The sequence below is a fragment of the Pseudovibrio sp. W64 genome, from assembly GCF_001623145.1.
Taxonomy (GTDB): domain Bacteria; phylum Pseudomonadota; class Alphaproteobacteria; order Rhizobiales; family Stappiaceae; genus Pseudovibrio.
Genome location: NZ_LMCI01000043.1, coordinates 244,792 through 266,223 on the forward strand (window position 1 = coordinate 244,792; position 21,432 = coordinate 266,223).

Genomic DNA, 21,432 nt, shown 5'->3' on the forward strand with positions numbered 1-21,432 from the left:
TTAAGCACCTTTATCAAATGCTGGAAAGAAATGACAAAGCGCTCAACAATTATTGTAAAATTAACTAGAGGATAATTACAATATTTATACTCTGTTAACCTTGAGCGCGGAAATATACTCCCAATGAATTTAAAGGATTTCGTAATGCGCCCGCGCCTACTAGCAGTTATTGCTGGCTTAACTCTGTTAACGAGTTGTTCATCCTATAAAAAGCCAGAGCCTGCTTTTCATGAGGAACTGGTCCAGCCATACACTCTTGCTGCAAGCGACGAAGTCCGTATTATCGTTTTTGGACAGGCTAATCTGTCCAATACCTACAAGATTGATCAGGGAGGCAGCCTCGCCTTCCCATTGATCGGTCAGATCAACGCAACAGGCAAAACTCCAAAACAACTCGCAAGCATGATCCGCACCCGTCTAAAAAACGGTTTCATCCGCGATCCCGATGTATCTGTGGAAGTTGCCGTCTACCGACCAATTTTCATCATGGGTGAAGTCAGAAACGCAGGCCAATACGCATACCTGCCGGGCATGACCGTGCAAAACGCCGTAGCGACTGCTGGAGGCTTCACTGCAAGAGCCCGCCAACAGGATGTTGATCTAACGCGTCAGATCGGCGGCGAAGTTGCCAGCGGACCGGCACCAATCACAGCGCCTGTACGCCCTGGGGACACGCTCTATGTGCATGAAAGGCTTTTTTAAATTAAGAGCATGCATCCTACATGCCTTTACGTTTTATTAGGCTAAAACCCACGATTAAGAATTAATTAACCCTGTCGATTAACAGGTCAAACAGTATTTTAAGCTAGCAATAAACTCAGTTGCGCGGCGGTCTGTGCTGGGGAGCATCAGACAATGCATGCGCGGTGGGGAGTTTGCTGCGGATGTCTACGGACAAGCTGAAAATCGTTCATTGCATACGTGCGCCTTTAGGCGGTGCGTTTCGTCATCTTATGGATCTTGTCGAAGAGCAGATCGAGATGGGCCATGAGCTTGGCATTGTCTGCGCCTCCAACGCTATCCCTCCCTCATCAATGAAACAATTAGAAGCCTTAAAGACTAGTCTTTCCCTTGGCTTACTCACAGTTCCCATGGCGCGTTCACTCGCTCCTAAAGACCTTTTCAGTTTCTACAAGATCACAAAACATCTTACCCCTTTAAAGCCGGATGTCTTGCACGGTCATGGCGCGAAAGGCGGCGTCTGGGCACGCATCGTAGGGTCTGCACTGAGGCTGAGGGGAATCAATACCCAGCGCGTTTACAGCCCTCACGGCGGCAGCTTGCACTACGATTTCTCAACCATATCAGGCAAAATCTACATCACGCTTGAAAAGCTCTTGAGACCACTCACCGACTCACTCGTGTTTACCAGTGCGTTTGAGCAAGCAGCTTATCAACAAAAGATCGGCTTGAGCGGTAATCCTCCACACCACAAAATCGTACATAACGGTTTGCGGCAAGCAGAGTTCAAACGCAGCACAACTCATGAGAACGCAGCAGACCTACTCTTCGTCGGAGAGCTTCGTCTTTTGAAAGGCGTCGACCTGCTCATCAATGCTCTGGATGACTTGCACAAAAACTCCAGTACCAAGCCAACCCTTGCAATTGTGGGAGATGGTCCAGATCGTGCTCTGTTTGAGCAAATGGTCCGAGATAAAAATCTGCGAGCCTACGTTACCTTCCATGGGTTCTTGCCACTCAGCCAAGCTCTTCCACTCGGCAAAACAGCAGTTATCCCCTCGCGAGCAGAAGCTCTGCCGTATATCGTGTTGGAACTCCTTGCTGCACAAAAACCGCTGATCACAACTCGCGTTGGCGGCATACCTGAGATTTATGCAGAGCATCACAAGACACTTGTTCAGCCCGATGATCAGCAAGCGCTGACAAAAGCTGTCAGTTGGGCTCTCTCTCATTCTGATGAGCAAATCCAGCTGAGCCAGCAACTGCAGAACCAATTGAAAATGAATTTTACTCTGCCGCAAATGGCGCAGAGCATCACCCAACTTTATCACCCTGTTCAAAGTGCAAAAGATGAACTGGCAGACGCCTCGCGGCAGTCTCAACAGTCCACGCTGCACTCACAAAACAAACTCACTTAGGCGCACGGCACAATGGTCAAGCATCGCTTCAATGTAATTGAGAGTGGCCCGTCACCTGATGATCAATCCGGGACGAATGGTCAACAGACTTCTTTGACAAAAAATGAGGATACCACAACAAGCAACCTGTCCAAGGATGCTCTGGAGGTGGCAGCAACCCTGCGCACCAACACCATCTCTAAATCGGTTTTCGATGGTTTCATGCGCTGCTCAGATGCGGCCCTGATTGTTCTGACAGGTATTATCGCTTATCTGAGCGGAGCTTCCCTTGATATCCCGCCTCTCTGGCAAATCTTCGCACTGTTCGAAGCATCCCTGATTGGCGTCATGCTGTTTCAAATGGCTGATCTGTATCAAGCCAATGCCCTGCAAAAAGTCGTGGCTCAGGCCATGCGCCTCATCACAGCATGGGCACTGGTATTTGCGGCTTTGATCACGTCTCTGCTGCTTATCCTGCCATCTACGGAGATTCCGCAGGCCTTTCTGCTGAAGTGGTTTGTGAGCGGAGTTGTGGTCCTCACAATCTTCCGAATGGTCATGCGTGGCTTTATCGTGCGCTGGACTCGCATGGGTCGCTTGAGCCGCAGAGCAGTCCTCGTCGGAGGTGGGCAAAGCGCTGCTGATCTCATCGCAGAACTTGAACGCCAACCAAACAATGACATTGAGATTTGCGGGATTTTTGATGACCGCTCAAATGATCGTTCCCCACCAAGCGTCGCTGGCTACCAAAAGCTTGGCAATGTTTCTGATCTGGTAGAGTTCGCCCGCATCGCACAAATCGACATGTTGCTGGTGACAATCCCGATCCGTGCCGAGAAGCGCATCATTCAGTTGCTGGAAAAGCTCTGGGTTCTCCCGGTCGATATCCGCCTCTCAGCGCATGCAGACAAACTCCGCTTCCGCCAAAGGGCCTCGTCTTTCGTGGGCGCAGTGCCGTTTGTCGATGTTCTTGAAAAACCGATCGCGGATTGGGACACAATCGCAAAGCGCGCCTTCGATATCTTCTTCGCAAGCATTTCGCTGATTGCTCTCTCTCCGGTCATGCTGGTCACAGCATTGCTGATCAAACTGGACAGCCCCGGCCCGGTCATCTTTCGACAGAAGCGCTACGGCTTTAACAACGAGTTGATTGACGTCTTCAAGTTCCGCTCCATGTACCACAACATGACGGACGCCAACGCCTCAAAACTGGTGACCAAAGGCGATCCACGCGTTACCAAAATCGGCCGCTTCATCCGCAAGACCTCCATTGACGAGTTGCCTCAGCTGATGAACGTACTGATGGGACAGCTCTCTCTCGTCGGCCCTCGCCCGCACGCTCTCTCCGCAAAAGCCGAAGATCGCCTCTACGAGAATGTGGTGGATGGCTATTTCGCACGCCACAAGGTCAAGCCAGGCGTCACTGGTTGGGCGCAGATCAAAGGTTGGCGCGGTGAAACGGATACCGAGGACAAGATCCAGAAGCGTGTCGAATGCGATATCTACTACATTGAAAACTGGTCCGTTTTCTTTGACCTCTATATCTTGATTAAAACACCGTTCTGTCTTCTGGAAACGGAAAACGCATATTGACCGACTTATCGCGCTCACACGATGCAATCAGAAATGCACGCCCCTTCTGGTACGTGCCTCTGACAATCGGCACAGAAACAATAGCCAGAGCGTTGCTGTTTCTGACCGCATCTGTGAGCGCTCTCGTTATCATCGAACCAGCTCCCTATGATCTGCTGATCGCCCTCTTGTTGGTGGGCTGGTCCTTCTTTGGGCTGGAATTGCGTAAGGACATTCTGCCTCTTCTGATTTTGCTGTGTTTCTACATAGCAGGCGGAATTCTTGCCTTACCCGCAGCCGCAGACACCAAAGAAGCCGTCACCTTCTACGCCGTAACGATCTTCCTGGCGTTTTCATCGTTCTTGTATGCAGCAACCCTGTCTGCAAAAATTGAACGGATAGACATTCTTGAGAAGGGCTATTTGCTGGCAGCTCTGTTTGCCACCCTGCTTGCCATTGCAGGTTACTTCAACGCCTTCCCCGGCGCTTATGACCAGTTCACCCTGTATGGCCGCGCGAAAGGCACCTTCAAGGATCCAAACGTCTACGGCCCTTTTCTGCTCCTGCCGACGCTACTGATCACCTACGACATTCTAACCAAACCTTTGCGAGAGAACATCTTCAAGTCAGGCGCCCTGCTCATCCTCTTGCTGGGAGCGTTCCTTTCCTTCTCCCGGGCAGCTTGGGGCATGACACTGGGCGGCGCACTCATGGTGTTTCTCCTCGTCTTCATCAACGAGCGGCGCTCACTCCCACGCATAAAGCTGCTCGGTATCCTTGGTCTTGCAGGTGTCGGCCTCATCATTGCGCTGTTTGCAATTCTTTCAATTGAATCGATCTCGGAGATGTTCACGCTCCGCGCCAAGCTCGTGCAGGATTATGACGGCGCACGTTTAGGGCGTTTTGGACGCTGGGGGGAAGGCTTCACACTTGTCACAGAACGCCCGTTTGGTCTTGGTGTCGGCGGCTTTAACTCCATCTTCCCAGAGGATGAACACAACGCCTACCTCAAAGCCTTTACAACCTACGGGTGGCTCGGTGGCCTGTCTTATATAACGCTTGTTTTCTGGACATTGATCAAAGCTCTGCCGCTGGTCTTCAAGCCACGACCATGGCAGAAATACATCATCTGCACCTACGTCGCGTTCCTGCTACACGCTTGTGTTAGCTTCATTATCGACACAGATCATTGGCGCCACTACTTTCTGCTACTCGGCATTCTGTGGGCCATCATCGCAGCGGAATCCGGCATCTCACGCTACAGGCGTTTTCCACCAGCACAATAAGCTCAGTTTCATTTGATCCTTGATCGGACAACCTGAATTAGGTAGGAAAGTTGTGTGGTAAGCTGTTAAGGCAGCTCCACAAATAGGAATACTTGCATATGCGGCAACGCACCCAGGCGCAAGGTTCCTCACGGTTCGGGTAGTAGCGCAGCCTGGTAGCGCACTTCACTGGGGGTGAAGGGGTCGTCGGTTCAAATCCGGCCTACCCGACCATTTTTCTCACAAAACCAATATTTTTGCGGGTTGGGTCAACCTAACCTGCCGCACCGGATAATGTGCAGTTGCTTGCACAAAAAAAAGGGGACTGACCAAGCCAGTCCCCTCGTAAATGTAATTCTCAATAAGACCTATTGAACAACTTCACCTTTATCGATGACTGTTTTGCGGACAACCTCAGCAAATTCCTGCGCTTCCTTTCGGATTTGATCTTCATCCACGGTCAGCACGTCACGCTTGTCCATCAGGATACGGCCATCAACAATCGAGGTGCTGACATTGGTGGCGTAAGCAGAATAGACCAGCGCAGAGTATGGGTTAAAGATTGGCACCATGTTGGGCGCTTTGGTGTCGATGATGATCACATCAGCCAGTTTCCCGACTTCCAGTGATCCGATCTTGTCTTCCATATGCAGCGCACGTGCAGCACCGATGGTTGCCATTTCAACCACTTTGACCGGAGGCATCGCAGCCCGGTCTTTGTTGGCCAGTTTGTGAACCTTCGCCACCTGCCCCAGCTCATCAATGATGGAAAGCGTGTTGCCAGACATCGGGCCATCAGTCCCAAGACCGATACGAAGCCCCTGATCAAACATCTTCAAAGCAGGAGCAACACCCTTCGCTGATTTGATATTGGCACTCATATTGTGAGAGACACCAACATCATGATCCTTCAAAATCTGGATGTCATCATCATTTGCTGTGATGGCATGCGCTGCCACCCAATGTTTTGACAATGCTCCGATTTCCGCCATGTAGCCGATTGGCGTTTTGCCGGGCATCCGCTTTTCAATCTTTTCACTTTCACGTGAAGATTCAGACAGATGGATCAGGACCGGAACATCTTTTTCCTGCGCCAGCTCATTCACCTTCACAAGCACCTCTGTTGTGTTTGTATACGGCGCATGAGGCGCAAATGCTGGTGTGATCCGCGGATGGTCTTTGTATTCCTCGATGAAGTTCAAAGCATAGTTGATGCCTTCTTCAGCATTTTTCGCATCTGCCACCGGAAACTTGATCACAGTCTCACCAAGCACAGCGCGCATACCGATCTGATCAACCGTCTTCGCAACTTCATCCTCAAAATAGTACATATCAGCATAGGTGGTGACGCCACCCTTCAGCATCTCCACATTACCAAGGTTTGCACCAATCCGAACCATATCACGCGAGACGAGCGCTCCTTCCAGCGGGAAGATATACCGGTGCAGGCGATCAGGAACATCATCAGCCAGTGAGCGGAACACAGTCATAGAAACGTGGGTGTGCGCATTGATCATGCCGGGCATAACAATATCGCCATCCGCATCAATGGTTTTGTCGGCACTATAATCATCACTGTCAGACCCATCAGACACCGCAACAATCTTGTTGCCCTTGATTGCCACAAGCCCACGGTCATAAACGGTTTTTTGCGCATCCATGGTCAGAACGTGCGCGTTGGTGATCAGCAGATCAACCGCCTCACCCGCATGCGCATGTGTAAGAGCCGTAAAACCAAGAAGAAGAGAAACGAAGCTAAGTTTTTTCATGGAACCTGCAATGCCTTTCCAGCAGTTCAGAATTTTGGTGCCCGGTTGTAATGGGAGAACCAGCAAGCACACTAAAACGTCCTTAGCAGAACGTCATTGGTAGTTCCCATTACAGATTGCCCAATGCTCCAAAATCACTGGGGAGCTTTACGGCACCGCTGCGTAAGCTTCCTTCCAGTCGCAGTGCCGCTCAAATCTATGCCATTCGCTCTTTCTGGAGCATCAGATAGCCACCAATGCCTGCTGCAACAACAAGCGCAAAAGCGAACGCCCACTGCAAAGGCCCGGAACCTGCAAGCATGCCGGATATGCCGGAAATCAGCACCCCGGCCTTACTCACGCCCTCTGGCGTCCACCAGGTGCTCATAGCGGAGGTTTCTTCACCCCGTGCTTTGGCAGCCCCATCCGGCACAACGCCATCACGGACACGCAGTGTTTGGACCGCGGACGCTGGCGACTTGATCAACTCAAGCGACCGTTGCTGAACATCCCTCACCCGGCGCATCCATCCATTTTTGTTGTAGGGCCAGTTCTTAAGCCGCTTCATGAAACGCAAGCGCTCAGCAGAAAGCTTGCCCACCAGATCATCGAGATTGTGCGACTTGAGTGCCCCAAGCGTTTCAACACCAGCCAGACCATCAGCAGCAACGCCCAGAATACTCTGAAGCGTCTTGACCGCCCGCGCAGGCCCCGAGTTCACGGCAAAATCAAAAAGCGCATAATCCAAGCCCGAAGGCATTTTGTCTCCCTTCACAGCATCCCAATACTGTGCCCGAAAGATATCGACAGCCTCAGCCCGCTCCATAGACCGCACCTCCTGAACGCTAACAGACTGCCCCCGCCATGCACTCAAGGTCCGCTGTGTAATGCCAAAATTTGTAGGCCCCCCCGGATCAGCCTTCCGGCTTCGATGGGCAAATCCTCCTTCACTCTCAAGCAAGTCCGAAACAATCAGTTGAAAGGTATCCTGCATCTCTCACTCCCCTAATAAAAAACGGGAGCCAAAGCCCCCGTGCAAACACAAAAAAGACCGCAGATGCGGCCTATGAAACTCAAAGATATCGCTCAGGTCTGCGGCACCACAGGCAGGAAGAAATGCAAGGACAATCGAACCTTGCCTCCGGTAAAGCTGCCAGTATTCGCAGTAATCCGGACTGGCGTGTCCGCATAATACGCAGTTGGTCCAATCACGCCTGCATTATTAGAACCAACGGCAATCCCCAAAGAGCCTCCAAACTTGCCAGTCTCACCAGCAGTTCCGCAATCGTAGGAGCTTGCACCAGTGACAGCCTCAACCACGCGGGTAGACACACAAAACACGATTGCACGGGAGGGAATAACCAAAGAGCTTTCAGTAAAACCGCCAGAAACGGTGATCAGCTCATCTGCGGTCACAAACTGGCTCTGCGCACCATGAGCGCTCTCGCTCAGCACAGTCTTTTCCTGCTGAAAGGCCGCACCGCCGGTAACGTCATCAACGCCCAATCCAGCGACAGAAGAATACCCAGTCCATTTACCATCTGAGTAAACCTGCATCGCGCCGAGGCTTTGCACCCAGGCCGCCCAACCTTCAACTGGAGCTAAAAATCGCCAGATGCCGCCATCAAAGGCCGCGATCTTACTCTCCTGCCCTGCAAAAGCACCTGTCGCAGCTGCAGGAACGATGTAACGCTCCCCTTCTGCTGGGTCTGCAGGTGGTGCACTCACACTGTTGGAAACAACGCAAAGCTGCACAACCAGATCAACAAGTGCCAAAGCCTCGTTGTGCGTGACATGCTTTTGCGCTTGAGCAGCTGCCAGAAATGGCAGTTTAAGATGCGATGTCGTCTCACTCATCATGATCCCCATAGATCGCCTAGCCTACGCAAAAGCGTACCATCCAGCGCAACAAGGGGGATAAGTTGAGATCAGAGCCGCAGGCAGATCAGCCCGCAGCAGCAATCAAAAGCTTAGGCAACGTGGCGACCAGTACCATCACCAGCCAGAGACCAGATACGCGTGCGGTTGCGAGCCATTTTCTCGTCAACGGCAAATGAAAGCTCAGCGCCATGCAAACCAACAAGACGATGCAGCAGGATCGCAATCTCCGCGGCATCCGCAGCGACATCACGTGAACTCTCGCCGCTTTCGACAGCCAGTTGCAGAGCGGCAAGCTCTTCTTTTGCCCGCGCAATCAACGCATTCAGGTCAGCCACTTGCCCAAAGGTTCGCTCACCCCAGGCCGTAATGCTTGCACTGCTTTCAATGGTTACCATGTTCGCCCACCTTCAAACTCTGGGGTCTGTTCTTTAAAGGATGGCAAGCCAACCTGTTCTAAAACAAACCCAAAACAACAAGCCGGAGCACTCAGGACGTTGCGATCAAGAGCGACGCCTCCGGATTTTGAACATGAATTGAACTCACCCTTACCTTCATCCCGTTAGCCCTCAGGACAAAGAAAAAGCGGAGACAACTTCCTGTCCCCGCCTATTCTTCAGGTAAAAAAGGCCAGACTTTGGCCCTTTTTTGATAGTTTACATGGTTTCCAGAGCAGAAACGGACTCATTCATGGCCTGATCGAGAACATCCAGCAAGTAATCCGCATTTTCCTTAGAAAAAATCATCGGTGGCCGCATCTTCAACACATTGTCATATGGCCCCTCGGTTCCCATCAAGATACCAAGGTCCTTCGCACGGTTTGCAACACGCCTCGCCATATCTGTTGCTGGCTCTTTAGTACGGCGGTCTTTCACCAGCTCAATGCCCAGGAACAAGCCCATGCCGCGTACATCGCCAATAAACTCATACCTCTCCATCATCTTTCGGAAACCAGAGAGAATGTAGTCACCAACAACACGCGCATTCCCGCGCAATCCATCCCGCTCAATCACATTCAGCACAGAAAGCCCAACCGCGCAGGAGACTGGGTTACCACCAAAGGTATTGAAGTACTCCATCCCATTGTTAAAGCTGGCGGCAACCTCACGAGTGGTCACTAACGCTGCCATAGGATGACCGTTACCAATTGGCTTACCCATGGTCACAACATCAGGCGCCACACCCTGGGTCTCAAAGGCCCACCAGTGAGATCCAACGCGGCCAAAGCCAACCTGCACTTCATCAGCCACACACAAACCGCCCTCAGCACGGATCAGTTTGTACACCTCCTCCAGATAACCATCCGGCATAAACACCTGACCAGCCACACTTGGAATTGATTCAGCAATAAAGAACGCTGGCCGACGGCCTTGTTTCTTCATCAGATCCAGCTGCTCAGCTACACTCTGCACATAACGCGCGGAGATCTCTTCAGGAGCCCAGTCGGCAGGTGCGCGGTAGGCATCAGGAATAGCCGCCTCAAACACATGGTCGGGCCGTCCCTTCCCGCCATTGCGCTTGTATTTATAAGGGCTCAGCGCAATCAGCTCAGGCGTGGTGCCATGATAGGCCCAATCCAGAACCACAGCATCACGACGCCCTGTATGAGCCTCTGCCATGCGAAGCATCAGGCTGTTCGCCTCACTGCCCGTACACACAAAGGAAGCAACCGCCAGATCATCCGGCAGGGTCGCTGTCAGGCGCTCTGAGTACTCAACGATGTTGTCATGCAAGTAACGGGTATTGGTGTTCAGCAAACCAGCTTGATGAGACAAGGCCTCAACCACATCTGGATGCGCATGGCCCAGATGGCAAACATTGTTGAAGCAATCCAGATAAGCCCGCCCGCGGTGATCAATCAGATAGGCCCCTTCACCACGCACAAATTTAATTGGCTCACTGTAAGAGATAGACAGGTTCGGCAGCAGGTTCTGACGACGCGATGAAACAATCTCGCCGACTGACCGTCCAGTACTGCCCAGTGTTTCTTGCGGTAATCCAGCAAAATCGATGGCAGACGGAAACAAGTCAGCCCACACATCAAGATACTTCTCTTCGCCAACACCGAGAATTTCTTCAGCACTCAAGGAAACGTCAGCACAGAGCTGCAGGTGAAGATGGGGAGCCCAACCACCGTTCTCATCTTCCGCGCCCAGATACCCGACTGTCTCACCAGCTTTGATCACATCACCCGCGCTCAGTCGGCTCGCCGCCTCATGGGCCATGTGCCCCCAAAGGCTCACAAACGGCTGACCACAGTCGGTTTCATGCTCCAGCGCAATCATGCAGCCATAACCAAGCGGGTCTGTCTCAATCACCACAGACCGTACCTTGCCATCCATTGGCGCACAGACACGCGTTCCTGAAGGCTGGAACAAATCAAAACCCAGATGGTTCCGGCGGCGCTCACCCTCGATAAAGCGGCTCTCAAAGAAATCGGAGGAATAAACACTACGGCTTTCACCCCATGGACCAATGCCAAGCTCAACGCCATGCGCCTCGCAGTACTCTTCCCACCATTCCTGCGCAGCTTCTGGCTGGCGATCACGAGACGTCACTGTCATCTCGTTGTCAGGATCAGCATAAGGCACCAGTGCCTTGGACATAAGCTTGGGGTGACGCGCAAACAAGGAGGCAAATGAACCACGGTTTTCTGAGCAAAACGCCGCTATTTTACGCGCACCCGGCACCGCATCAAACCCACAGGCCTTGCGCAGGATTGCCGTCGCAAACGATGGCTTCATCCCATAAAGTTTATAAAGCAGGTTCCAGGCTGGCGCTTCACTAACAGCTAAGTATGGATTGTCCTCAGTCTCATCTTTCCGAAGAGCAGACAAGCTCACGCTCGTCACCAATCGCATTGCAATCAGATCAAAGAGAAGATCGACCTCCCCTTCTTCCAGCGGGTACTCTGCATGATACGCTGCAGCCAGATCAGCCGCAGCCCCAATCGGATCAGGCACCTCCATAATTGTATAGGCCGCTGCAATCGCAACTTCAGCAATGACCGGCGTATGCAGGCTGTCACCAAAATCAATCAGACCACAGACACGGGAATGATCTTCTGGATCAACCAGCACATTCCAGTCATTGGCATCATTATGAATGACAGCAGCTCTTAAGCCGGCAAGCTGCGGAGCAACAATCCGGTCAAACCGATCAAGGAAGTACTCAACCACGCGCCGCTGATCAGGATCACCAATGGCACTCAGACGCGCGCGCGCATCGCCAGCCGCACGTAAATCCCATTCAAAGCTGCGCAAAGCACCGGGATGCACGAAACCACGCAGCGCCTTATCCATCTTGCCAAGCAACGTTCCCAAACTGGCAACAACACCATCTTCACGCTGAGTTTCAGCCAACGGCACCCCGGGAACCCAGGAAACCACCCGCATGGCATGAGATGCTCCACCCGGTCCGGCGACACTCTGCGTGGCTCCACCATCTTTTGTCAGGCGCAGGCGCGGCATAGGCAAATCCGGAGAGGACACAGCAAGATGTTGCAGCATGGCTGTCTGAAAACCTGTCTCAGCGTCGGGCTCACTGGCATTGACGAGCTTGACCGTCCAGCGCGTGCCATCCTCAGCATCAAGGCGATGGTTCTGGTCGCGCTCGCTTTCCAATGGAGACAAGTCACCTTTCAGGTTCCAGTGCTCCAGCAGAAGGGCTGCAATGGTATCGCGGTCAAAATTAGGGGCGGGATGGCTAATATCAGTCATAAGTCTCTCCGGTTGCCCGGAATATAACGCACACTGATATTTCAGAACACCGACTTTATGTCAGTTGCACCGCCACTATGTCGCGATTAATAAGTATTTTACCGGCACTCATCCTGATAGCCCGCGCAGAGGAATCTCAATGCTCGATGCCACCGACCGCGAGATTATCGCGATCCTTTCCAAAGAAGCCCGTATCCCGATCAAAACACTGGCAGCCCGCATAAACCTGTCTCGCAGTGCCACCAGCGAACGCATCACACGGCTGGAGAACAACGGCACAATTCGCGGCTACAGGGCAGACATCGGCGGCCTCGATCCCACGCACATCTCCGCCTTCCTGTTCATCCGCCTATCACGCACGCCAATGCGTGAAATCCTCGACATACTGGCGGCGTTTCCAGAGATTAAACGTGTGAGTTCGGTAAGTGGAGAGCTCGACCTTGTGGTCGAAGTCGTTGCCTCCTCAATGGAGATGCTCAACAACGTCAGAGACGCCATCGCATCCACTGACGGTGTGAAGGACCTGACAACCACTGTCATTTTGCGGGATGAGTTTCAACGCACCTGAAACAGCAAAGGGCGCCGACTGCAACAAAGCAGTGACTGACGCCCTTAAACCAACGCTCAGGTTAGCATTTCACCAACCCAAGACCCTATCAATTTTTGTAGATTATCGCGCCTGATCCAGCATACGCTTACACTCCAACAACTCAAAGAGCGTGGACTGCAGCCGATCAACATTGTCCTTGGAAAGTCCAGCAGAACCAGCTGCCTCTTCCTTTTCAGAGCCCATCAAACGATCCATGAAGCCAAACGCTCCATGTCCACCTTTGCCATGCTGATCCGGCTCGTCATCCGGCAATAGACCGGACGGCAATGGCATCTGCGGCTCAGGCTCGCTCTCAAGCGGAAGAACCGCCTGTTCTTCTACAGACCGTTCAGCAACCCAGTCTTCCTGCGGCTCATACATCTCATCTGGAGACGATATGATAGCCTGCGCGACCGCAGCTTCCGCTGCACTCCGCACTGAACCCTCAGAAACTTGGGATGGATCAGGAGCTACGCCGACAGGCGTATTGGCGCTGGACGAGGTTGGGATGACAACGCCACCACCCTCTTTCCAAACGTCCATAACGACACGCACGCCTTGCTCTCGCAAAATACGTTGCACGCCTTTAATCGTATAGCCTTCCCCATAGAGCAAATGGCGGATACCGCGCAAAAGCTCAAGGTCGTCAGGTCTGTAGTAGCGCCGTCCACCGCCTCTTTTCAGAGGCCTGATCTGGGTAAATCGTGTTTCCCAGAACCGCAGAACGTGCTGCGGCAGATCCAGTTCACTCGCTACTTCACTAATTGTTCGGAACGCGTCGGCGCTCTTCTCCACGATGCAGACCCTCTAAACCTTACTATTATCGGGGCAGCAAATTAGCTGGCGCCCTCAACCAGTGCATCATTAATGCGCTGTTTAAGAACATTGCTTGGCTTGAATACCATAACCCGGCGTGGAGAGATCGGAACTTCCTCACCTGTTTTTGGGTTACGGCCAATGCGTTCACCTTTCGAGCGAACAACAAAAGAGCCAAAGCTAGACAATTTGACAGACTCGCCGCCTTCCAGGCTGGCAGAAATTTCTGCAAGTACCTGCTCAACGAGTTCGGCAGATTCAGTCCGAGATAGGCCGACTTTCTGGTAAACCGCTTCACATAAATCAGCGCGGGTTACAGTGTGACTACCCATTCCACCCTCCTCCGGTAAAGCCATGATCCGTAAGAATAAAGCTTGCTTTCAACAAGTTACGGTATGGCCAACCGGCGTCAGGGTCAACAGCTCATTTGCTAAGAAATGCAACCCTCTGGGGTTTTTTGCCGCTTTTTACCACTTAAGGAGTACTGAACCCCAGGTAAAGCCGCCGCCCATTGCTTCCAGCATGATCAGATCTCCCTTTTTGACCTTGCCAGCTTTAACAATGCTGTCCAGAGCCAAAGGAATCGATGCAGCCGAAGTGTTGCCGTGCTCGGAAACTGTTTTCACTACCTTTTCAGGAGCGATGCCAAGTTTCTTTGCAGAGGCATCAATGATGCGTTGGTTCGCCTGGTGCGGAACAAACCAGTCCAGGTCTTCCGCAGTTGTGCCAGTGGCATCAAAGGCAGCTTCAATCACATCAGTGACCATGCCAACCGCGTGCTTGAACACTTCTTTGCCCTGCATGCGCAGATGACCTGCAGTCCCAGTGGTGGAAGGACCACCATCCACGTAAAGCTTTTCCTTATGACGGCCATCAGAACGCAAATGACAGGTCAACACACCGCTGGTCTCAGCAGAAGCCTCACCTTCCTGCGCTTCCATGACAACAGCGCCAGCGCCATCGCCAAACAGAACACAGGTCGTACGGTCTTCCCAATCCAGAATGCGGGAGAATGTTTCAGCGCCAATTACAAGCGCACGCTTAGCCAGACCACCGCGCAGGTATGCGTCGGCAGTGGTAACTGCATAAACAAAACCAGAGCAAACAGCCTGAACGTCGAACGCAAAACCGTGGTTGATACCAAGTTCTGCCTGCACAGCAACAGCCGTTGCCGGGAACGTATTGTCAGGTGTTGAGGTTGCCAGAATGATCAGATCAATGTCCTGCGCATCAACACCGGCATTTTCCAGCGCAGCCTTGGCAGCATTCACTGCAAGGTGAGACGTAAACTCACCTTCTGCCGCTATATGACGGTTCTTGATCCCGGTACGCTGAACGATCCACTCATCAGAAGTGTCAACAATCTCGGTAAGCTGCTGGTTAGTAAGTGCTTTTTCAGGCAGATAGCTGCCACAGCCCAAAAATACAGAGCGAAGTGCCTTCACTTTAAACCCTTCAGTTTTCTTCAGCCTCTGAGAAACGACCACGATGGTAGTTTGCCAGATCCTCGGAGATCTTTTTAATCAATTCATTCTTGGCCATATCATAGGCAAGTTCAATGGCAGCACCAAAGCCTTCAGCGTCTGTTCCGCCATGGCTTTTGATAACAATCCCATTAAGCCCAAGAAAGACCCCGCCATTGACTTTACGCGGATCCATTTTCGCCCGAAGCCGCTCGAAAGCACCTCGTGCAAAAAAGTAACCGATTTTCGCCATGAGCGTACGTTTCATAGCAGCCCGTAGGTAGCCAGCAAACTGTTTTGCGGTTCCCTCGGCTGTTTTGAGTGCAATATTGCCGGCAAACCCTTCGGTCACAACAACATCAACGGTGCCTTTACCAATGTCATCACCCTCGACAAAGCCGGAGTAAACAAGGTTTGGAGGAGACAGTTCGCGCAGCATTTTGCCTGCTGTACGCACTTCCTCAACACCCTTCACCTCTTCAACACCAATATTAAGGAGACCAACAGTCGGCTGCTTAACACCATGAACAGAACGACACATAGCGCCGCCCAAAATAGCAAAGTCGATCAGCTGCTGTGCATCCGCGCCGATCGTAGCACCCACGTCAAGCACAATGGATTCACCGCGAAGTGTCGGCCACATTGCCGCAATCGCAGGACGCTCAATACCAGACATGGTGCGCAGGCAAAACTTGGACATCGCCATCAGCGCGCCCGTATTGCCTGCGGAAACAGCAACATCTGCTTCAGAATTTTTAACCGCAGCGATCGCATTCCACATGGAAGATTTACCGCGGCCCTTGCGCAAGGCCTGACTCGGTTTTTCGTCCATGCCAATCGACACATCGGTATGATGAACAACGGATGCCTGCTTCAGACGAGGGTATTCCTCGAGCATTGGCTCGATGACTTTACTGTCACCGAAAAGTAGGAATTCGATATTCGGGCAGCGTTGCAGCACCTGATCAGCACCAGGCAGCACCACCTCAACACCGTAATCCCCCCCCATAGCATCAAGAGAAATACGTATTTTTTCAGACATTTCCAATTTCTTGCCTTGTCCCAACAAAGTCTGCCCTTGTATCGGCAGACCTCGGAATAGTTAAGAGCATTTTCCCTAAGTTCAGTGGAAATGCGCGTCGCGAAGATACTCGATTATAAACGTCTCGCAACACCCACCTCTAAAAAACCTTTGCAGCAATCTAAGATTATTTTTTGCCTTTAAGGGCTTCTAGTGCAGCAAAAGGAGAAGGCTTCTGCTCTTCATCCTGTTTCAGTTCATCCTCTGGGTCCGGAGCATATTTGTCATCCATTTCAACCCCTTTAGCCCGAGGAAATGGATCCAGTCCCAACGCAAAGTGCTCACAAACAACAGCTCCGAAATCCACCTGTGAGCCTTCGAAATAATCCGGCGGATCGCTCTCATCAATATCCAGATCTACTTCCAAGGTATCATCATCACTTCGACGACGCCCCCGGGAATCTTGATCCGGCAAAAATGTGCGGTCGAATTCTTCGTCCACCAGGCACTCAACTCGGTCAAGCGTGACAACGCATTGTTGAATAGCTTTGGCGCGAATGTGACCGCGCACCGCCAGTCCATCACGGCGCCACGGACGCACTTCAAGGTCGGCTTCGAACTCAGGCAGCTCTATCAAATCATAGGCCTTAGCGATCTGCGTCCGCTCATTCTCATTGAGGACAAGCTTTAGCTGTTTGGTTTTCTTACCAAGACGCACCGCATCGAATAAATAGGCCCACGGGTATTCAGTTTCAGCCATCGCTGGCGCTTTCCCTTATAAGTTCGATCTTTGGAGCCACAAATTTGACGTCGCCCGCAAGAATTTCATGGGTTGGAAGAGCAGCAAGGCCTTCCACCGCTTCATGCATGTAATGAACCAGCGCTCTTATCGCAACAGCTTCACCGCTCTCGCCATAAATGTTTCTTACAAAGGCCTCAAATAGAGCGGAATTGTCCTTGTTTTCCAGAGCCTGCATATAGCTGGCTGTGCGTCCGTAAAACGATTCGACCATAATTCGAACCCGTTTACGCACACCTTCATCACCAATACCGATCTCACGCATGCTCTGGTCCATATCCTGAAAAAAATAATCGAATACAGCCTGTGCAAATTTCCGGGACGCCTTATCTTCGCCTCCTAACCGGTAAAAGACACAAAAAGCGTGCAAAACAATCATCTCGAAGCGACCTTCGCTCGTATCAGGTATACCATAGTGCTGATAAAACACTGGTAGTCGTGCCTGCGCGACGATCCGCTCGTAAGTTGTTCTGACGGATGTGTCTTTATGTCGACGGAAAAAGCCGAAGATCATGGCACCTCTCTTGCGCTTGTCGAGTTACTTGTGTGACTGCCACGAGGATGGCATAAGCACAAGTCTGAATCTAAACCGCTTGCTTGCTGCATTTTGCTGCAATTTGCAAGCCAACAGGATGTTTGGAATGATTGCATTCGCACGCCGTACTGTGTTCCTCGCTTTTTTGAGCCTGCCACTTGCCGGCTGCTTCACCCAGACACTGACACATGGCCAGGTTGTTTCACCTGATTCAATTCAAGATGTTCAAGTCGGTTCCAGCCGTGAGCAGGTAGAACTTCTCCTTGGTAGCCCGTCCACCACATCTAATCTGGACGGTGAAGCTTACTATTATATCTCGCAAAAGAGCGAAACAGTGGCATTCTGGTCTCCGTCAATCGTCGACCAACGTGTTGTCGCTGTTTACTTTGATAAAGATGGTTATGTGAAGTCCGTTGCTGACTACGGCATTGAAGACGGAAAAGTCTTTGATTACCTCGGCAGAAAAACACGCACCGGCGGTGCTGATTATGGTCTCCTGACGCAGATCCTGCGTGGAGCTGCAAATCCATCAATCGGTCTCTAAGACCCGCCCATGACGAGTTTAAAAAACGGCGCCTGTTTTTCAGGCGCCGTTTTTTTTTGCGCTTAAAGCCAACAGGCCAGGCTGCTCTATCCCATTCATATCGAGAATGCTGCCAAATCCTAAGCTTCACGCTTAAAATCACGCCGGTGTTATTGGAGGTTTGCTACATGTGATCCTGTATTGAGGAGTTATACGCATTCTGGCCGTCTTCTTCCGTGGTTTCTTCAAGGCATTAGAGCGCGTTCCTTTTGATTGGAAACAGTCAAACGACAAGAATTCGCTCCACCAAGGATGTTAGATCGCGATGCGTGAATGCAAATAAATGCGACGTGCTCTAACGACAAACGCGAAGTAAAATCATGACGCACTCCTCTACTGCCCTCAAAAAAATTACAGATCTGCGCCCCTCAGATCACGCTCTTTTTATCTATCTCACACTTGTCACAGCAACCTACTTGATCTGGGTTGGCCTGCTCAAGCTGACAGGTCCGGAACATCAGCAAATCGAGTTCTGGCTCGGCAACAGCCCCATATTCAGTGGAGTGGTTCAAGCACTCGGCGTGCCTCTCACCGGCGTTCTGATGGCTCTTTTTGAAGTCCCGGCAGGCATTCTGGTTCTGCTTGGCCTGAAAGATCGCCGCCTTGGCATTCTTGGCTGCCTGATGGCCATGCTGATCTTCGCTCTGAACTTCCTTTACCTGTTCACAAACCCTGTGTGGATGGATGCCCTCGGAGGTTTCCCGATTATCGGCTCCGGTCAGAACCTCCTGAAGTACCTCTCCATGTTTGCAATCCCGGCGTACATCCTCGGGCATCACATGCACACAGCTGGCAAGGAGCAGACCGCAGGCTCTCTCAAAAAGCTGGCTGTGTTCGCAAGCTTCGCTGGCATCGCACTGGTCATGGGCTGGATCGGCGCTATGAAGTTTTATGAGTTTGAGGCACAAGGCATTGTCCGCCTGATGCAGTCCAACGTCCTCTTCAGCTGGACCTATCAGGTCTGGGATGTTCAGGGCGCCTCCAACTTCATCGGTATCGTAGAGTGGGTCTTCCTGCTGCTGCTGCTCTGCCTGCCATTCAATCGCTTCCTTGGCGGTCTGGGTGTCCTCGGCATCGCTGCTACAGCACTCGGCACCCTCACCTTCATGTTCTCCGTACCGGGCTGGGATGCAGATTCATTCTTCCCTCTCCTCAACCGTACAGGCATCTTCGTGCTGAAAGACCAGTTCCTGCTCGCCGCCGCCATCATCCTTTGGCGCAATTACTGAGCAGTACATAGACAGCAATGATAGGAAAGCCGGTGTTCCATAAGGAGCACCGGCTTTTTCACGTTCACCTGAAGGTATCCGACAGTCGTAATGACCTGCAGCACTCTTCCCAATAGGCTGGTCAGGATTGCGATTGTATTGGAAACAAAGATGTTTGAGACATATCGCGGGATTGTTTACCCGCAGCAGGAAGATCACATGGGCCATATGAATGTGGCCTGGTACACCTCCAAATTTGATGAAGCAACATGGCACATGCTCGCCCACATTGGCATCACCCCAGCCTATATCCGCGAGAGCAACAAGGGCATGGCTGCACTGGAGATCACATATAAGTATCTGGCGGAGGTCTCCGCAGGCGACCTACTTGTCGTACGCTCTGAAATTAAAGAAATGCGCGACAAGACCATCCTCTTCAAACACACCATGTTTGACTCAATCACCAACACACCTGTTGCAACCATGCAGGCCGTCGGTGTCCATATGGATCGCGAAGCCAGAAAGTCCTGCCCTTTCCCCGCGCATGCAAGAGAACGCTATGAGGCCCTGCTGCCAGAGCCAGCAGCCTGATCAGGCACCTCAAAATTACTTAGCAGGTTTCAGATAGGAGCCGCCGCAAGAACAACAGACTATAGTAATCTTGTAAGTGAATCTGAGTAGGACATGCAGCACTGCTGCATACCAGATTGATGCGGGCAAATTCTTGATTGAGTGCGGGCGTTTTTCGCAAAAGGATGGGTTCCATCAAAGTGTTGGAGCATGCGGCGTAAACAAGAGTGCGCGCTGCATAATCCTGAGTTTCTCTGTTTGCCTGAGTCAGTCTAGGGGAACCAGCTTTTGCGAGCGCTTAAGGTACCTGCGATAAAAAAACGCATATCGCCAGTTCTACAGTTTCTAGCGGTTGTCGGCATAGCGCTGACAGCCAGCACAGAACTTCGCGCGCAAGTGGGCAACTGGCCATTAGCCTGGGCGCAATGGCACAACGAAACACGCGACTGGGGCGGTATCCGCACCAACCTTTCTGACGAGGGTCTTGATCTAGGTGTGCTCTACACCCAGGACGTTGCCGCAAACCCCGTTGGCGGCCTGAACCAGAGCGCAACTTATGGCGCGCGGCTGGAAGGCATGGCCATGCTGGACTTTGAGAAGATCTTCGGCATCAAAGGCAGCAGCCTGCACTACATCATGTATCAAGGTCTGGGACAGGGCCTGTCACAGGAGGTCATTGGCAACGACTTTGGCGTCACCCAAATTTTCTCAAGCGACATCCTCGCCATCGCCAACTTCAGTCTGGAGCAAAACCTGCTCAACGATCAGCTGTACCTCTCCGCCGGTCGCCTCGCTGTGGGCGACATCTTCGCAAGAGACGATACCTTCGCGTACTACCTCAACGGAGCCCTCAACAGCACCCCTGGTCAGCTGCTCATCAACCAGCCCACTTTCACCACCTACCCCTTCAACATATGGGGTCTGGCAGGCAACTATACCTTCCCCGGTAATCAATACGTCAGCCTCGGCGTCTATGACGCGTCCGTGGATGACCTGAACAACGCCGAAAACGGCTTCAACTTCCGCTTTGCGCCCAAAGGCAGCGTGCTGATGGTCGGGCAAGTTGGCGTTAATCCGGGGAAAGATGACACAAGCAAGTATCTCCCCGGCCACTATCAGCTGGGCGCCTTCTACAACACTGGCAGAGTGGATGTTCTGGGCACCACCACCACGCAGACCCGTGAAGGCAACTGGGGCGCCTATGCCATCGCACGGCAAATGATCTATCAGGAAAAGGACCTGCAAGGTCTGAGCCTCTGGGGCCTTGTTACAATCGCGCCCCAACAAGCCATCAACACCCAACCTCTCGGCATCAGCGGCGGCTTGTTCTACCAAGGCCTGATCCCCAACAGAGACAATGATGTTACTGCCGGAGCCTTCATTCTCGGTTATTTCAGTGATCACCTGCCCGGCCAGTCCTATGAGCTCGTATTCGAAGCCACCCATCGCTACCAGTTCGCCGATTGGTCCTATCTCTCACTGGATTTTCAATACGTGGTCAATCCTGCCGGAAACGACGACATCCCGGACGCCTGGGTCTTTGGCACCGAGTTCTCAGTGAAATTCTGACCTCCGCTAAAGCTCCCAA

The 21,432-nt window shown here is 52.1% G+C and carries 20 protein-coding genes and 1 tRNA gene; 10 read left to right on the forward strand and 11 right to left on the reverse strand.

Features of this window, described 5'->3' with window-relative positions:
• Positions 1 to 144: 144 nt before the first annotated feature.
• From PsW64_RS25210 to PsW64_RS25230, 5 genes are all read left to right on the forward strand, one after another.
• Positions 145 to 702, forward strand: coding sequence for a polysaccharide biosynthesis/export family protein (locus PsW64_RS25210; RefSeq protein WP_063289192.1), 558 nt, complete (start codon positions 145 to 147; stop codon positions 700 to 702).
• Between the two features lie 182 nt (positions 703 to 884).
• The gene (locus tag PsW64_RS25215; RefSeq protein WP_063305400.1) at positions 885 to 2,099 is read left to right on the forward strand and encodes a glycosyltransferase; all 1,215 of its coding nucleotides are present in this window, start codon (positions 885 to 887) and stop codon (positions 2,097 to 2,099) included.
• Between the two features lie 12 nt (positions 2,100 to 2,111).
• The gene (locus tag PsW64_RS25220; protein WP_063305401.1) at positions 2,112 to 3,671 is read left to right on the forward strand and encodes an undecaprenyl-phosphate glucose phosphotransferase; all 1,560 of its coding nucleotides are present in this window, start codon (positions 2,112 to 2,114) and stop codon (positions 3,669 to 3,671) included.
• Positions 3,668 to 4,936 (forward strand): O-antigen ligase family protein, encoded by a 1,269-nt coding sequence (locus tag PsW64_RS25225; protein ID WP_208981022.1) that lies wholly within the window; start codon positions 3,668 to 3,670, stop codon positions 4,934 to 4,936. The genes PsW64_RS25220 and PsW64_RS25225 overlap by 4 nt, the downstream gene beginning before the upstream one ends.
• A 136-nt stretch (positions 4,937 to 5,072) precedes the next feature.
• Positions 5,073 to 5,149 (forward strand) — tRNA-Pro (locus tag PsW64_RS25230).
• 134 nt (positions 5,150 to 5,283) lie between these two features.
• Here PsW64_RS25230 and PsW64_RS25235 read toward each other — a convergent pair.
• The 5 genes from PsW64_RS25235 to PsW64_RS25255 form a co-directional block, all read right to left on the reverse strand.
• A complete protein-coding gene (locus PsW64_RS25235; RefSeq protein ID WP_063305457.1) occupies positions 5,284 to 6,684 on the reverse strand; it encodes an amidohydrolase in 1,401 nt (466 codons plus the stop codon).
• Positions 6,685 to 6,880: 196 nt separating this feature from the next.
• Positions 6,881 to 7,657, reverse strand: a complete 777-nt coding sequence (locus PsW64_RS25240) for a glycoside hydrolase family 108 protein (RefSeq protein ID WP_063305403.1) — start codon at positions 7,655 to 7,657, stop codon at positions 6,881 to 6,883.
• A gap of 92 nt (positions 7,658 to 7,749) precedes the next feature.
• On the reverse strand, positions 7,750 to 8,520 hold the full coding sequence (locus PsW64_RS25245; protein ID WP_063305404.1) for a DUF2793 domain-containing protein: 771 nt from the start codon (positions 8,518 to 8,520) through the stop codon (positions 7,750 to 7,752).
• A gap of 113 nt (positions 8,521 to 8,633) precedes the next feature.
• Positions 8,634 to 8,939 (reverse strand): hypothetical protein, encoded by a 306-nt coding sequence (locus PsW64_RS25250; RefSeq protein ID WP_063289197.1) that lies wholly within the window; start codon positions 8,937 to 8,939, stop codon positions 8,634 to 8,636.
• Positions 8,940 to 9,197: 258 nt separating this feature from the next.
• Positions 9,198 to 12,260, reverse strand: coding sequence for an aminotransferase class III-fold pyridoxal phosphate-dependent enzyme (locus tag PsW64_RS25255; protein ID WP_063305405.1), 3,063 nt, complete (start codon positions 12,258 to 12,260; stop codon positions 9,198 to 9,200).
• Positions 12,261 to 12,399: 139 nt separating this feature from the next.
• Here PsW64_RS25255 and PsW64_RS25260 point away from each other — a divergent pair, with 139 nt between their 5' ends.
• Positions 12,400 to 12,828 (forward strand): Lrp/AsnC family transcriptional regulator, encoded by a 429-nt coding sequence (locus PsW64_RS25260; protein WP_063305406.1) that lies wholly within the window; start codon positions 12,400 to 12,402, stop codon positions 12,826 to 12,828.
• Positions 12,829 to 12,930: 102 nt separating this feature from the next.
• Here PsW64_RS25260 and PsW64_RS25265 read toward each other — a convergent pair whose 3' ends face one another.
• The 6 genes from PsW64_RS25265 to PsW64_RS25290 all read right to left on the reverse strand — a co-directional run bounded on the left by PsW64_RS25265 (position 12,931) and on the right by PsW64_RS25290 (position 17,462).
• The gene (locus tag PsW64_RS25265; protein ID WP_063305407.1) at positions 12,931 to 13,644 is read right to left on the reverse strand and encodes a MerR family transcriptional regulator; all 714 of its coding nucleotides are present in this window, start codon (positions 13,642 to 13,644) and stop codon (positions 12,931 to 12,933) included.
• 41 nt (positions 13,645 to 13,685) lie between these two features.
• Complete coding sequence (locus PsW64_RS25270) at positions 13,686 to 13,997, reverse strand: integration host factor subunit alpha (protein WP_057464306.1); 312 nt, start codon at positions 13,995 to 13,997, stop codon at positions 13,686 to 13,688.
• A 135-nt stretch (positions 13,998 to 14,132) separates the two neighbouring features.
• On the reverse strand, positions 14,133 to 15,110 hold the full coding sequence (locus tag PsW64_RS25275; protein ID WP_063305408.1) for a beta-ketoacyl-ACP synthase III: 978 nt from the start codon (positions 15,108 to 15,110) through the stop codon (positions 14,133 to 14,135).
• A 10-nt stretch (positions 15,111 to 15,120) separates the two neighbouring features.
• Entirely contained in the window at positions 15,121 to 16,170 is a 1,050-nt protein-coding gene (plsX, locus tag PsW64_RS25280; RefSeq protein ID WP_057464304.1) for a phosphate acyltransferase PlsX, read from the reverse strand.
• Positions 16,171 to 16,336: 166 nt separating this feature from the next.
• A complete protein-coding gene (locus PsW64_RS25285) occupies positions 16,337 to 16,909 on the reverse strand; it encodes a DUF177 domain-containing protein (protein ID WP_063305409.1) in 573 nt (190 codons plus the stop codon).
• A complete protein-coding gene (locus PsW64_RS25290; protein WP_208981023.1) occupies positions 16,902 to 17,462 on the reverse strand; it encodes a ubiquinol-cytochrome C chaperone family protein in 561 nt (186 codons plus the stop codon). The genes PsW64_RS25285 and PsW64_RS25290 overlap by 8 nt, the downstream gene beginning before the upstream one ends.
• A gap of 127 nt (positions 17,463 to 17,589) precedes the next feature.
• Here PsW64_RS25290 and PsW64_RS25295 point away from each other — a divergent pair, with 127 nt between their 5' ends.
• The 4 genes from PsW64_RS25295 (at position 17,590) to PsW64_RS25310 (ending at position 21,413) form a co-directional block, all read left to right on the forward strand.
• The gene (locus PsW64_RS25295) at positions 17,590 to 18,027 is read left to right on the forward strand and encodes an outer membrane protein assembly factor BamE (protein ID WP_057464446.1); all 438 of its coding nucleotides are present in this window, start codon (positions 17,590 to 17,592) and stop codon (positions 18,025 to 18,027) included.
• Positions 18,028 to 18,386: 359 nt separating this feature from the next.
• Entirely contained in the window at positions 18,387 to 19,295 is a 909-nt protein-coding gene (locus PsW64_RS25300; protein ID WP_063305410.1) for a DUF417 family protein, read from the forward strand.
• A gap of 150 nt (positions 19,296 to 19,445) precedes the next feature.
• Positions 19,446 to 19,865, forward strand: coding sequence for an acyl-CoA thioesterase (locus PsW64_RS25305; protein ID WP_063289203.1), 420 nt, complete (start codon positions 19,446 to 19,448; stop codon positions 19,863 to 19,865).
• A gap of 267 nt (positions 19,866 to 20,132) precedes the next feature.
• Entirely contained in the window at positions 20,133 to 21,413 is a 1,281-nt protein-coding gene (locus PsW64_RS25310) for a carbohydrate porin (protein WP_063319110.1), read from the forward strand.
• The last annotated feature ends 19 nt before the right edge of the window (positions 21,414 to 21,432 follow it).